Raw genomic sequence first — 15,808 nt, 5'->3', positions numbered from 1 at the left:
TTAATACATTTGCGCAAATTCGATCGATTTCCTTATGTGGGGTGATACTCTGCCCGATTCGCTTTCGATTGATTTTATTCCTCATTTTTTTTGATGAAGTACCTCTAGATTCTTTGCTTGAATGAACCACAGTTTTTCGAGGATATTAGAAAGACTTGGAATGTGAAAAACTAAATCTTCCTTAAGAGTCAAGAAAAATTTCAACGATAGTTGTTGACAATACGGACTAAAGCCTATTTATAGATAAAGATTACAAGAAGCTATGAAAAAAATCATTTTTCTCCTCGCATTAAGTATTTTCAGTGTGGACGCATATTCTCAAAATAAGAGGAAATTCGGTCAGGTTACAAAAAATGAACTTGAAATGCAGTTTTATGATAAGGACTCCAGTGCGAATGCTGTGATCTTGTTTGATTATGGGCGATTCGATGGGCAGGACTTCAAATTCAAGAGGCATTTGGTGATTAAAATCTTAACAAAAGAGGGTACTTCTTGGGGGAATTGGACACTTAGAACCCCAAACAAAAGTAGCTTTAGAGCTAAAGTTTTTAACCTGGATAATGGAGAAGTTGTATCTGAGAAGGTTGGTAAGACGTCAATTTTCGAAGAAGAATTGGTTGATGGAATAACGCAGTATAAACTTTTTATACCAAATGTTAAGGTAGGTAGCGTCATCGATTTGGAATATAGTTTTGTGGGTCTTCCTTACGAATGGAGATTTCAAGACTTAATACCTGTAGCTTATAGTGAATTGAAAATTGAAAAAAACCAATACATTGTTTTTTCAAGAAGGCATTTTGGGTTTCACAGCATACAATCTGTGGGTACTGATCATTGGATAGCTAAAGATGTGCCCGGTTTTGGTAAGGAGCCTTTTTTAAATCATTACAGTAATTACCTAACTAAGATCGAATTTGAATTGCAGAGTATTGCGGTACCAGGTGTTTATTATAAAGATTATAATACTACCTGGCAACAGGTGAGTAAGGTACTTACTCAACATTCAAGATTTGGAGATGCTATCAAAGGTTGCCCATTCTTGAAAGAAAAGGCGAAAGAAATTGTTGCAGCGGAATTGGATGAAAAAGAGAAAATAGCAAGGGCCTATGCCTATATTCAGGACAATATGAGTTGGGATAAGAATAAAAATATATTTGTGTCTCTAGAATTCCGTGAAAATTTCCTGAAAAAGCATGTTGGTAATACGGCGGAAATCAATTTAGCACTCGTGAGTTTGTTAAAAAAGGTTGGACTTCAGGCTTGGCCAGTTGTATTGAGTACACGGGAAAACGGACTTGTTATGCCCTTTCAAGTTTCTTTGGATAAACTTAACTATGTCGTAGCTGCTGTTTATCAGGATGAGCAGCTGGTTCTATTGGATGCGACTTCAAAAAGACTAGCTCCTGGCATTCTTCCGGAAAGATGTTTGAATGGGCAAGGGTGGTTGGTCGATAATCACGACGGAAGATGGGTGGATCTAGTAGGAAATAATCTTTCTAAACAACAGAGTTTTATTCAAATTAGTGTTGATGAAAATTCGGAATGGGTTGCTCAATTGGGTAGAACCTTTTCTCAATATGAGTATTTAAGATGGGCAGAAATTCATGAGGAGTTTGATACAGAGGAGAAGTTTGTAAGAAACTTAGTTGATACCTATCCAAATCTTCAGGTAGAAGAGTATGAAGTGGCAAAAGACAGCAAGTCTAGCCTTTATTCTTCAGAAAAAATGAAGCTCAACTTAAATGACTACATCGATGATTTGGGAGATGAACTGATTCTGAACCCATTCATTTTAAATGAATTAAATACAAATCCGTTTAAAAGTGAAAATCGAAGATATCCGGTTGATTTAGGTAAGCCAATGGATTTGTCCTCTACGATAACTATAAAATTGCCAGAAAACTATCAAGTGAAAAGCCTTCCTGAATCGGCAAACATTTCGATGCCAGAAAAAAGTGCAGTATTTCTATACAGCTGTACTGCAGTTGGAAAAGACATTCGGATTCAGTTTAGATTACGAATTAACAAAACTGTGTTTCATGAAGGTGAGTACCTTACCCTCAGACAGTTCTATTCTATTATTGTAGACAAAATGAGTGAGTCTATTCAGATGACAAAAGATGTTTAATATGATGAAAAGACTATTTGCCGCGATTGTTCTGTATATCTCGATAGTGGTTTCGGGCCTATCTCAGGATGCCACTATCAACAATCATGAGATTTCTTATAAGATCAATTCCAACTATAAAATTCACAGTGAAGAGTTTTATAGTATTACTGTGCATAATAAAGATGGGTATGATCTGGCAGTTTATCAAGATTACTATGATAAATTCAAAAAAGTCACAGCCATAGAAATTTTGGTTTTTAATAATCAAGGCAAGAAGATAAAAAAGTTTAATAAAAATGATGTACTCGATATTGCATTGAATCAGTCATATGAAATAGATGATAGCCGTCTTTTGATCAAAGATCCAGAATATGGAGTATACCCTTTTAGGGTTGAAGTAAGAGTTTCTTCTACGCAAAAAGGTTTTATAGGTCTTCCTACTTGGATTCCTCGGTCAACATTCAATTTAGAGGTAATTAAGTCCTCGTTGGTAGTTGAAGCTCCGGCGGATTTTGTAATAAAGTCCCTTGTTGAAAATGAAGTAGAATTTAAAAAAGAGCAAATTTTACTTGAGAATAATCAGTTCTTGAAGTATACCTGGTCTGTAAGAGACTTACCGGCAATCGATAACGATATGGTGTACAAGGAGTTTATCAATAAACAGCCTAAAGTGAGGCTAACGCCTGAAAAATTTGCATACGACAAAAATGAAGGTAGTTTTTTGAGCTGGTCGACTTTTGGTGATTGGTTTTTGGATCTCAACCGCGGAAGAGATAGTTTGACAGTAGAAACAATCAGATTTCTTGATCAGCTAGAAAAAACCGATACAAGAAATGTAATTGGGCAAGTTTATCAATACATGCAGGATAGAACACGGTACATTTCGATCCAGCTCGGAATTGGTGGATTTCAATCAATACCTTCACATATCGTAGATCAGAAGGGCTATGGGGACTGTAAAGCACTAACTAACTACATGAAGTCCATGTTGGAATACCTGGACATAAATTCAAATTATATTTTGGTTAAGGCTGGTAGAGATGTTCCTGACGTAATTGAGGACTTTCCGAGCAATCAGTTTAACCATCTTTTTCTCGGTGTACCCATGACTGAAGACACGATTTTTCTTGAGTGCACAAGTCAAACTCAACCGTTTGATTATGTTGGGTCTTTTACAGATGATAGAAATGTGCTGTGGATAGAGAATGGAAGCAGTCAGATAATCCGTTCACCAATTTATGGAGAAGATTTTAATAGGCAACAAACGGTAAGCAAGGTTACGATTGATAAAAATGGAAATTCAGAGATGCAAAATAGTATTGAGCAGAGTGGTTTCTTTTATGAATCTTTTCAAAGGATATCTCAGTTAAGCGCGACTCAGCTTGAACAGTATAATTACAGTGTTTTCCCATACAAGGATTTTTCAATAGACAATTATGAGGTCATTGAGCCAAAGAATAGTGACCCTGTTTATACCGCACAATACAATTTATCTGTCAAAAATTTAGCAAGAAATGCTTCAAGCAAATTGCTCATTCCGATTAATGTCCTACAACCCGTGGATTCATATTTAGAGGTAAATAAATATGCCAAGTTTGCTGAAATCAGAAGATCGTTTTTAGTTGAGGATGAGGTTGAACTGTCTCTGCCTGATGGTGCTTATACGCAGATGACACCGGAAAATGTTGAAATATCTGGTGATTATGGTTCGTATAGTGTGACTCTAACTAAGAACGAGACAAGCATTTTAATAAAAAGGCGAATCAAAATATACAAAGGGAGATATGAAGACGAAGATTTTGCTGCATTCTATAATTTTTTCAAACGAATAAAATCGAATGATACCAAGAAGATCGTTGTCGAATCTAAAACATAGTGTTAGATACAGTCTTGTGATTAATAAATGAGATTGACGAAGCTAAAATGCCAAAGATTTTCTGATCGATCCTATGTCTGGTCGTCATAGTGGGACTACTCAATCACCAAGCGGAAAGTTTGCTTATCAATTCCTTCTGTGATCAACATTTGATATATGCCAGGTTTTAATTGTTCATCTAACCTAACACGAATATTGTTTTGACCAAGCCTGGGTTTAGATTCACTCAGTTGGACTAACTGACCCAGCAAATCATATACAGCTATCTGCAATTGGCCTCCGTCCATCGAACTGTACCATCTCAGGTTAATATTCTGACTACTAGTAGGATTCGGGTACAGAGAGGACTTAGCTATACTTGTTGGAATGTATTCGATTGCAATGGCATTGAAGATTTCACTGGTCCCGTCAAAATCCACTTGTTTTAACCTGTAATATGAAAGGCCGCTCAATGGCATCTCGTCTACAAAACTGTACTCCTCAATCTGGTTAGAGTTTCCAGTCCCACTGATTTTACCAATTAATTGATAGTGTTCCCCATCTGCTGATCTTTCTATTTCAAAATGATCATTGTTGATTTCTGAGGAGGTAGACCATTGAAGCTCGACAGTTTCAGCATTAGCCCTCCCTTCAAAAGACAATAGTTCAATGGGAAGAGAGGCTGATAGTGTAGATGCCAATACAACATCGCTGAAAGTATTGAAGTCAGCTGTGGAACGAATGACTCCACTAGTGGCATCACCACTCACTATAAAACCACCCAAATCCAGCCAATTGCCTGAACCATCGGATTTTGCTACCAATAATTCACTTTCGTCGATGGCTTTGTCATCAGATCCATATTCAATTCGAATTTCATTTCCTGAAGCAGCCGCAAGAACGCTATTGCTGGCAGTGACATTATAATATCTTATGAGAGAGACATGATCGATGGTTCCCAATGGAGTTCTGGGAGTTGGAGCGCCACTAAAGAGTTCTGCAGTGTAAGTGGTGGAGGTGGCAGCTGTCTGAGTCAGGTCCAATTCAATCGGTCTGTAATTCGTACCATCGCCTAAAGGAAACCCACGGGTGACAGGAGAGGTAGTTGCAATGGTTTGTGCCATTGGTCCAACTATATGACTTGAAGCACTACCAGTTGGATTTATGGTAGCCGACGTGCCATCGATTAACGTCAATAGATTAGCGGCAGAGGTATTTATATGACCACTTGTTAATGTCAGCGTTCCACTAATGTTGAGATCATCATTTAGTGTCAAATCACCACCACCAGTTTTAGTTAAATTGGTTGCAGATAAGGTATTGTTAAGTGCTTGTGCGCTGGCGCCGTCAAAGATAATCGTAGTTGGAGCTGTAAATGTTCCTGTATTATTGAAGTCTCCTGCAATATTCATAGAAGTTAAGGCAGACATGTTGAGTGTAGCTGCATTGTTGAAGTTTCCATTGATATCCACTGTCGTAATTCCCGATAAGTCTACCATACCACTGCTGGAGATGGTTAAATCTCCTGGTACATTGAGATTAGGCCCATCGTATTCGCCGCTAGTGATGATCAGGTTCGTAAAACTTACGGTCGCGGGGTCGTTGTCAAATGTGTTAGTAGCTGCTCCCTTATCAATTTCAAGAGTGCCGACGGTAAAAGTAGTAGCCTGTGTTTCGGGATCGGTGGCACTGGTATAAACCACTCTTCCTGATGCACCGGCAAATGTGCCATTTCTTACAAATGTACCTGCCAACCGAATAGTATTAGAGCCTATATCAAACGTGGTGGAAGCATCTACGGTAAATGTATTAGAAAAAGATTGTGTCCCACTAGCAACCGTTACCATGGTTGAAGCGGTGGAAATATTCGTGATGCCGAAGGTGTTGTTACCATCGATTTGCTGAGCCCCACCGCTGTTGAAAGTAGTGATACCTGGTTGTGATAGTAGGTTAGCGGCTGCTTTGTTATCCCAATTACCAGTTATATTAATGGCCTGAGAATTGGCATCGAAGATTCCGGATGAAGAGTTGAGGGTAAGATTGCTAACATTAAGTGTTCCGGCAAGGTCCTTTTCTCCAAAGTTATCCAGCACTAGGTTTCCAGCGACACCAAAAACAATATTTGATGATAAACTGGCTGTAGCTGTATTGGCCCATACGAATGTCCCATTGGCTACTTCCAAATTGCCTGTGGCGCTCAGGCCGCCTCTCACTTCGAGCTCATAGCTTCCTGTGTTTTCCAAGTCTACAGTGGTAATAGTCAAATCTCCATATACAATGGTATTGATACCAATTTCTTTGTCATGCGTATTTTGGGTTCCACCGATAATTATTAAGTTTTGATACTCATCGATAGCGGCAGGCAGGGTATAGGCTGCATTTCCTCCGTACTGTACAGTACCACCACCTGAAGCTAAAAAGGTAGAGCCGGCACCCGTATTTACATAAGTCTCTAATCCGGTGCTCTCTATTTGCAATATTCCTGTTCCTGTCAGATTGCCAAGGCTGTGTCCGGTAGTTGCTGCCAGGTTGAGCGTTCCGTTAACTTCAATGGACAGCGCGCTATTTGTATTGTTATCCATGGTCATAGTTTCTCCGGATAGAATCGTGACTGCATTAGCGGATGTTGGTACAAAGCCATCACTAGTCGAGCCGTCCGTACTTAATGACCAATCAGAGGCTGTATTCCAATCACCTGTACCAGAGGTGTAAGTGTACAGGTGCGGAAATATCAGGTCATTGTTGCCTGCAATCCATTCTAGATTTCCATTCGTGGAAATAGTAATGGTACCGTCCAATGCAGCAGAGGCTCCAAATTGATTAGCACCTGCATTGACATTGGCCTGTGAGGCCAAGGCCTCTGTCCATCCGGCACCGTTGCTATAAGCTGAAATGTAAGTGCCTTCATCACCTTGTACATCAGTATTTCCATATTGAAATAAAACATCGAAAACTACTGCGCCGGTCAGACCGGTCAGGTTAAAATCAAAATGTCTGTTTAAAGTAACAGCAGATCCACTGATTGATTCTGTGGTGGATGTTCCGTTGACTGACCTGATAGACAGTGTTCCCGCAGTGATATTTTCATTGGTAGCGTCTACGGTTACAGGTGTGTATTGATTTCCACTATTGTCTACACCAATAGGGAAAACCAAATCCCAATCCGCAGAAGCACTTGCATTTTTTACAATCAGCGGGTCACTTCCACCGCCGGATGTCCGAATCATTCTGGTCGCACTGAAATCAGAGGCACTGCTTCCTCCAGCACTTCCAGTAATTGAGCCAGTTGTTGATATCGTCAGATTACCAGATGATAACACAACGTTTCCTTCGTTTTGAAGAGCGAGTATTCCATCAATAGTAGTTGCAGCATTGAGCGTCAAGTCCTGGCCTGAAGCTTTTGCTACCGTGATGTTGTTGAAGTTAGTTGCGTTTCCACTGATGCTTTGAGCCGTCAACACATTATCAAACAACAAGGTATTGCCGGTAGTCGTGTAGGTGCCGGTATTGCTGAAGTTGCTATTCAGGCTGATCGTTGACGCAACAGCAATGGTACCTGCATTTGTCAAGTTTCCTTCCAAATCTAATGTAGTTGTGCTATTCAATACACCGGAAGCCGCGGTCGAGGTATTGCCAGTGACCGTCAACGGATCTGACCCCATATCCAAAGTTCCCGACGTAACAATCAAATCATTGTCTACAGAAATTCCTGTGATGTTAGAACCAAAATCAACGGTGCCGCTGGCTTTATTGACGGTCAGGTTGTAAAAATTTTCCGTTCCGGTTCCGTTGGTTAATTGAAGTGTCTGATTGTTAGTTCCGGTCAACGTGACGGTTCCGATTCCAGGTTCGAAGTCCGTATTTGTTCGATCATCCCTGGTCCAATTACCTTCTAGCGTTATATTGTAATTATTGGTCAGTAATTCGGAGCGATAATTGATGCTCAAATTTCCTAAGACTGTAATATCTCCAGTCATGCTCTTCTGAGCTGGGTTTCCACCCGTTCTTGTCAGTGTAAGATTTCCATAAGTCAATCCGCCTACAATAGTCTGTGCGCTAGCGTTTGAATATCTGTAGTCCACAGTACTGGCAGCATCGAGGGTGTAAGTACCAAAATTGTCTGGGAAGTTATTTGCTGACTCTACTCTCAATGTTGTACCCGACCCAAGTGTAAAGGTGCCTCCATTGTCGGCGTCACTAATAGTAAACGAGCCCATATCTACTCTTGATCCATTGAAAGTTGCATCGCCGTTAATGGTAGCATTAGTTGCAAGTGTGGTGGTATTGGCATTGGATATGATTAGATTGTTGTAGGTTGATTGCGCAGGAAGGGTATAAGCCCCACTTCCTCCGTAATTCACTGTTCCCCCTGCAGCTCCGATAAAGGTGCTGGATAGAGATCCAAATATGGGTGTAGTAGCTATGGTATTAAAGGCCAAGGTTCCCGTGCCATCAATGTTACCGATGGTTGTCAAATCTGCCACCTGTGAAGTAAGTGTGCCAGCAATTTCAATTGCAGTGGCATTTAGTCCTGTTGTCGTGGTAATGGTAACTGTATTTCCTCCACAAACCACTACTGGGTCATCAGAAGCTGGCTGGACTCCGGTTACCTCCGTTTGACCACCGCCGCAAGCATCGTTCGTCCATGGTGTAGTACCTGCAGTTGTATTGTTCCAGTCGCCATCTCTGAGGGTATAGAAAACTGTAATGGCAGGGAATGCGGCAGCCAGACCGCCCGTGAAATCACCTGAGACTACGTCACCGGACACACCCGGACTGGTAAATGTGATAACGCCTTCCGCACCTCCACCGTCGACTTCATCCAATACGGCATTTTGATTAACAATATCCCAAGAGAATGTTGGTGATGATGCATTGTAACTGCCAATAAAACCGACATCATTGCCACCCTCTGCTAAAGCGTCCAGGGCATAGGTGTAGATGTGTGTTGCTTCTTCATTGCCATCAAAACCACTTGCTCTGGTCTTCCAGTAATAGTCGAGAGCTGTCGAAGTTGGTTCTGCTAAAGGATGTTGAGCAGATATAGGAGTTACATTAATATTTCCGTTGGCTCCTCCACTGGTGGTAATATCTATCTGAGCAGGAGTGTAGTAGTCTGTTGCCGCTATGTTTGTCCCGAATGGATATAAATAACCTGAAGTTGTGCCTGTTGGATATTCTCTGGTGATTCCTTTGGCAGTAATTGTACCTGCCACACGAATCATGTTGGTGGCATCTGCAGTTGCTGCAAATGTGATGGCTCCGGCAGATTCTTCCTGGATGATTAGGCCATTTTCCCCAATATCAAAGATTACATCGTCATTCAGCGTGAGTGAGCCACCCGAAATAATGGTTACATCACCCGATGAAAGCGTGATATTTGCTGTGTTGTCAAGCGTGAGATCTTCAAAAGAGGCATTCCCGTTGATAGTGGTAGCCACCGCGTTTGCATTGGTCATTGTGACCATATTGGCCGACTGATTGAAGGAGCCTGTGGCATAAGTCCAGTCTCCTGAAATAGATAATGCCCCGCCAAGATCTACCGAACCGCTAGTACTGTTGATAACGATATCTCCAAGGGTTTCACCATTGCTATTCACGACTTGCGGGCTGGTTTGACCCGCCAAACCTGAGCCATTAAAGGTAGTGGTGCCATCAGAGCCATTATTATTAACACTAAATGAGCCGTCAGTGATTGTGAAGTTACCACCCACTTCCAGATTGGTTCCATTGTTATTAGAACCAGGCCCATTATCTACTCGATGAAGGTCAAATGAACCTTCTCCCGCGTTGGTATTGTCAATATTCAGCGTGAAGTCGTTTAACACTCGAATATCTAGTGCGTTATTGTCCCTCGCGTTACCAATGTCTCCAGCATAGTCCCCATCTCCAATCTGCAAATTCCAGAATGGAACGGCCGAGTAAATACCAATATCACTATTTAGGTTGGTATTATTAACGCTAAAGGCATCATGGGCATTTCTTAAAATATTTACTGTTCCACCGGTGACCGAGTAGGTTGATACGAGCGCAGATATGGATATGACCTTGCCATCACCGTTTTTTGGTCGAATAATTTCCAGAGTTCCGCCACTCATGGTAAAGGATGAGCTGGAATTGTTGATAGCAAAATCAGCATCATTAATGGCCCAGCCACCATTGGTTCGCAGCTGATTTGTTGTGGTATTTCGAGCCAAAGAAACGGTTCCGCTACTTAGGGTGAAATTCATGACTGCTGCAGTATTGGTGCCGATAGGTCTTACTGAGCCTCCTACATTCAATATACCCCCATCAACTATAATCTCGCTTGACGTACCGTCATATCTGATGCTGTTGTCTGTTGACTGGTCTGTTTGATTGCCCACATTCATAATTCCACTTGACACCTGCAAACCACCATAAAGTTGTAAGGTCCCGGCGCTTGCACTAGTCATTTGTACGGTCGGAGTTCCTAAGTTCAGATATAATTTTGAGGTAGCTGGAATAGTGAAATCACCATTTGTACTTAAAGTGAAAGTGCCGCCGGTCGAAATGGTAAATGTTCCATTTTGGAGTTCGACAGAAGTATTGATATCAGCTCCTGTATCAGTAATGGTTAACGTCGTAATATCAGCCTCCAAGATTGATGATTGGTCACTTCCCTTATTTACAATCAATCGATTGAAGTCAACCGAACCAGCACCTGTAATTTTCTCATTTGAGGCACCGTTAAAGGTAACATCCACGGTGCTTCCTCCAGTATTAAAATCTACCGTTCCTGTGCTGGTTAAGGTTCCTGATAATGAAAGTGTATGTGCAGCAGTTCCTGAATTCGTAACATTTAACCCACCTGCAACAGTAATGTCATTCCCAACCGTGATAGCTCTATTGTTGGTATTTTGAAATTGTAAGGTGTTGGAGGCAACGACGGAAAGATCATTACCAATCGTTAGGTTTCCATTGGTTGCGTCGCTGATAATAACAGAATTGGTATTTGGCCCGGAAAGCATAAAATCATTGTGAATGGTTATGTCAACATCGCCTAAAGTCTTGGTGGTACTACCTGTTGAGCTAGTAATCGTGAGGTTTCTATATGAAGAAACATTAGAGGGAAGGGTATAACTTCCGTCTCCTGAGTATTCAACTGTTCCACCTGTAGTGCTTAAAAAACTGCTCCAGTTACCTCCGTTCTCATTCGGAAATGTTGGGCTTGTTGCATCCTCAGAAATTATTCTTAGCAATCCTGCACCGCTAACAGTTCCTAATGTATGTCCGGAAGATGGGACACCTGAATCTTCATCTAAGATCAATGTTCCGGGCGCAGCAATATTTATCGAGCCAGCACTCATGCCGTTGTTGGCGATTCGAACGATGCGATTAATAATTACCGGAGAATTTGTACCTGGAGTTCTGTTGATGGGAGTAGTGCCTCCGTCTGTATTGGTCCAGTTGGAACCTGTATTCCAATCCACGGGTTCAGAAACATCCGACCTGGGATAGAAGGTAGTGATAACTCCGGAGAATTCATCTGATTCGCCAGCTGTAAGATGTCCTTCGAGATAGTCCACACCGGTCAGTGTAATGGTATTCGTTGTCGTGTTGACACCATCGGTGCCTGAGGCTGTGTCATCTGAATTTGCCCAATCGGGACTAGAAACATTGTATCGTGCACTGATATAATTTCCTTCCACACCCCTGACATCACTCTCATCATAGTTATAGGTATGATTGGCTGTAATGCCCGTAAAACTACCGTCGGTAGTCACGAGCCAGTGATAGTCTAAATCCAAAGTACCTGTGCCGTCTAACGAAAAAGGCGAACCGTTATTTACGGGTACAATGGTCAGATCGCCAAATCCTGTAGCCGCTGTCAAAGTGATGGTAGCCGGTGTATATAGCGTACTCGTTCCTATTGGGAAAGTTTTTGAATCAGTCGAAGAGCCATAAGTATGAACCATTCCACCGGCAGCGTTAGTACCATTAAAAGCGACATAACTTGTTGATGATCCGCCTGATATCGAAGCCCCGGATGCAATGGTGACTTTTCCACTCGTAACGTCCAGCAACCCATTGGTTAAAGTCAGTGTGCCTGTAATGGTCATATCTAAGTCTCCCGTCACATTATATGTAGGATCATCTATGGTAAGATTTGAAAATGTCGCGGTGGCACTTGAAGAAAGTGTGTGAGTAGAAGAACCGCCATTGATGCTGATATTACCGAGGCCCGTGTAGGCTGTATTTACAGCTACATTTCCAGATACACTATGGATGAATCCGGCATTGACATCCGTAAGATTTCCTTGCGTAATAGTTAAATCAACCAAAGACAGGGATGAATTAATCAAAGTTAAATTTTCATTTGCATCCAGATTAATAATCAGATTCTTCTGGCCACTACCTGACCATTCGGGATCAGTGGTATCATCTATACTTTTGGAAAGGCCGGTGTATTCAACTGTATATGGGTTAGCGCCTTGTATGGTTCCGGTAATTGTTCCGGCTGATCGAGATATTGTTGATCCCGAGGAGAGGGTCATATTAGTTCCCGTGGCCAATGTACCGCTGGTCAAGGTGACTGTTCCGTTAATAGTCTCAATACTATTTAATGTTTTGGTACCAGATCCGGAAACTGTCAAGTTCTCAAGTGCCGTACCATCAGGTATTTGGGCATTGGCAATCGTGGCCGTGCCATTGTAATCGATGGTGCTACCGGCTCCAACTGTGTATGTTGTATAAGGTGTCGTAGAACCTGGAAACTCTGAGTTCAATTTCAATGTGGCATTGGCTCCAATTGAGAAATTCGATCCGTCACCATCATCATTGAATATGTTGGAGCCTATGTCGAAGCTTCCGGCGGTAATGGTGATACTTTCTGAAGGCAGAACTCTTCCAGCTGTTTCTATTAGAACTTCCCGATTGACTCCGGAAGGGTTGTTGATTACAAAACTTCCATAAGACGTATGACCATTGGCCATATTGAGTCTGAATAGGTTGGAAGAACCTGATTTCGTTTCAATACCATCACCAAAATGCCAGGTGACATTTGAGAAATCGACGGGAACATCAAGCGTGGCGCTTCCTGTGATTTGACCGTTGCCGGTTCCGTTGCCATTGATATCCAAGGTTTCTGCGAGTCCAGCAGCGCTATGGGGGTTTAAGAAATATACGTCAGTAGCTGCAGTGGTCAAAACAATTCCTTCTTCTAAGATCAAATTATCTGAATCTTCATTGAGATTGACAGTGGATTGAGCGTTCATATTTAAGGTTCCCCCATTCAATAGAAGCCGCGAATTTTGATCCCGTAGGTATAACCGGCCATTGATAGTCACGATGCCACCGGAAATTTCAAATTCGTTGTAGCCGATCAAATCCCCGAATGCCGGAGTGGCATCTCCGTCACCTAGTAATACTGTACAATTGCCATCACCAATATTGACGGTTCCACCGCTGACCTCAAAAATCGAAGGGCCATCAGGGTCATTGGCATATATCACATCATTTGCTCCGTTGCTGGCTGCTAAGCCAATATTAGTTGTTCCCCCCGTGATTTGTACGCCGGCTCCTTCGCCGATAATCAGTGAAGCAGCAATATCTACGGCCCCACCATTGATTTGCAGGTGATAGTCTACATCGTAGCTAGGTCCGGCACTTTCTCCATCCTCCAAATCGTTGGTTATCCTGAATCGGCCAACATTGCCTCCGCCAATTTTTACGTCAGCATTGCTGCCTACAATGAATCGTGACTCTTCTCCTGCTATCTGAATTGCATCGATAGCTCGAGGGGTGCCTACCTGTGCTGCAAGATTTTGTGCAATATGAAAATTGGCTGTACCAGCTCCACCACCAATTTGAATCTGACCGTTGCCTCCATCTGCGTCCGTTACATCCAAGACGTCGATTAGGTCTCTATTGGTCGCCAGGTTGTTTGCATCAGTAATTCCTTCTAGTACCTGAAAAGTGCCTTCATCGAAATCGATTATAGCTCCATCATTGATGTTGATCAGGTCTTGTGTATTCGTGCCATTTACTCCGGTATAAGCAGGTAACAAGTAGAAATGACCATTGGTAATATTAAATTGACTACTTGGGTCCATGTCGAATGCCAATGCCGAAATGGCACCATTCATGGTAGAGCCTGCATTGAGTATCGAACCATCTGAAATGTTGGTAATTCCATTGTCGTCAATTCTAAGGATTGTATTGGTGAGATTATCAGCCGCACCAAATCTGGTACCTGTATTCAGGGTAGATGGACTTCCGCCAGCGCCATTTCCCTGAATATTTAGTGTTCCATCTATCTCTATATAGTTTCTTATATTGGCTATTGAGCTGTTTTGCAGAGTTAATGAACCTCTTACATTCAGATTATAACCCACATTCAATGTAGAGGTGTTGTTCAAATCTACATCAATGCCCAGCGCAAAGATTTGAGTTGACGCATTTTGATTGGTGTTGAAAGATAGAGTCGCTCCATTTACATTAAGGTCTTCTGCAAGAACAATAACTTCCCCAAAATTGAGGTGTCCACCGGTAAGAGAAATGGCATCTGCAGTCCTGAAGGTTGTACCTCCGGCGGCTGTGTTACCTACGCCTACTTGAAGTTCACCACCCGAAACATTTAAATTGAGCTCTGCGGCGGCATTTAAAGTGAAGTTATCCCCAATGGTTGTGGTGCCGTTTTGTTGATTGAAAGTGAAGTTAGTCCCATTGGCACTTAGTCCAAACCGGCCGTCCCCAACTGCAGCGTTGCCGAAATTTGCATTTCCGGTATTATTATCAATGGTGAGTGTACAGCCTGTCGCATCTACATATACGGCATTGACATTCGACACAATACTTGCACCGATGTTCACGGTCGCACCTCCGCTAATGGTAAATGCTGAATTAGCTCCATTGAACTCAAAAGCTCCTGAAACAGCTGGGCCAACCGTCAATGTGGAGCCATTGACTACTAATGTGGAATTGGTTTCGAGATCAATTGTATTATCGATTGTGATATTTCCAGCATCGAATGTTACTGTCCCGCCGTTATCAATATCCACATTCCAAAAGGTGTAGGTACCTGCACCACTTACATTGAAGGTATTTGCACGAAAATCAGTGTTTACAATTCTTGAAGAAGAACCGCCAACCAAATCTAAAGTCCCGGCGTTACTGAGTGTTCCTTCTAAATTAAGTTGATGTGTTCTGTTGGCACCTGTAGCATAACCGTCGTTGACTCCCAATGTTCCCGTTCCACTGATTGTGGTGGTTCCGGTAACAGTGAGAATGAAGACGCCATCGAGGTCTACATCATCAGCTGTTGCCGCAAAGGGAAATTCCAATGTACCGTTAATGGTAAGTGCAGCTATTGTTTCGTCATTATCTCCACCGCTTGGATGCAAAGCGTTGTAGGTTACTGTATGACCTGCGGCTATTATTACAGCGTCGGTAGAAGTTGGCACTACTCCACCACCCCATGTGGTTGTCTGATGCCATTTACCGGACCCATTAGAAGTAATTTGCGCCTGAATAGCTGTGCTAAGTGATAATAGCAGGATAATTAAAAGGCTAAACCTTTCCTTCATACAAGTAGAAATTATTGATTCAACCTCAAAGCCAGGTATAATTACAATCTGATCTGCGCTTTTAGAGCCTGGTTTTGTGGATGATGATTACAATTAAATACAAAGAAACGTTCACATAGTACCATATTCATCGGTAATGTCCTCTAAATACAAAAAACATGTATTTTCCTAACAGCAGTAGGTGATTCACCTAGGGCTGTGAATTCCTGGTATTTTTCATAGCATATTCAGGGCTTTACTTAGCCAGTAAAATTAGCTTCAAGTGGATAAGAGATCAGGTGAATTTTCAGTTATGAT

3 protein-coding genes are annotated in these 15,808 nt (G+C 42.0%); 2 read left to right on the top strand and 1 reads right to left on the bottom strand.

Annotation, left to right across the window (positions count from 1 at the left end; all coding sequences use genetic code 11):
- Positions 1-262 precede the first annotated feature (262 nt).
- Positions 263-2,128 carry a transglutaminase domain-containing protein gene (locus ABJD64_RS11295; protein WP_348178779.1) on the top strand — a complete coding sequence of 622 codons (1,866 nt, stop codon included), beginning with the start codon at positions 263-265 and terminating at the stop codon, positions 2,126-2,128.
- 1 nt (position 2,129) lies between these two features.
- Positions 2,130-3,986 (top strand): DUF3858 domain-containing protein, encoded by a 1,857-nt coding sequence (locus tag ABJD64_RS11290; protein WP_348178777.1) that lies wholly within the window; start codon positions 2,130-2,132, stop codon positions 3,984-3,986.
- Positions 3,987-4,081: 95 nt separating this feature from the next.
- Here ABJD64_RS11290 and ABJD64_RS11285 read toward each other — a convergent pair whose 3' ends face one another.
- On the bottom strand, positions 4,082-15,511 hold the full coding sequence (locus tag ABJD64_RS11285) for a T9SS type A sorting domain-containing protein (RefSeq protein ID WP_348178775.1): 11,430 nt from the start codon (positions 15,509-15,511) through the stop codon (positions 4,082-4,084).
- Positions 15,512-15,808: the final 297 nt, after the last annotated feature.

Origin of the sequence: Reichenbachiella sp. (assembly GCF_039944555.1) — a bacterium.
GTDB lineage: Bacteria > Bacteroidota > Bacteroidia > Cytophagales > Cyclobacteriaceae > Reichenbachiella.
This window is presented reverse-complemented; position numbering and strand designations above follow the sequence as displayed.

Bases quoted from the DNA above. Each gene is read 5' to 3' on its own strand.
- ABJD64_RS11290 (WP_348178777.1), top strand. From the start codon at position 2,130: ATGATGAAAAGACTATTTGCCGCGATTGTTCTGTATATCTCGATAGTG.
- ABJD64_RS11295 (WP_348178779.1), top strand. From the start codon at position 263: ATGAAAAAAATCATTTTTCTCCTCGCATTAAGTATTTTCAGTGTGGAC.
- ABJD64_RS11285 (WP_348178775.1), bottom strand. From the start codon at position 15,511: ATGAAGGAAAGGTTTAGCCTTTTAATTATCCTGCTATTATCACTTAGC.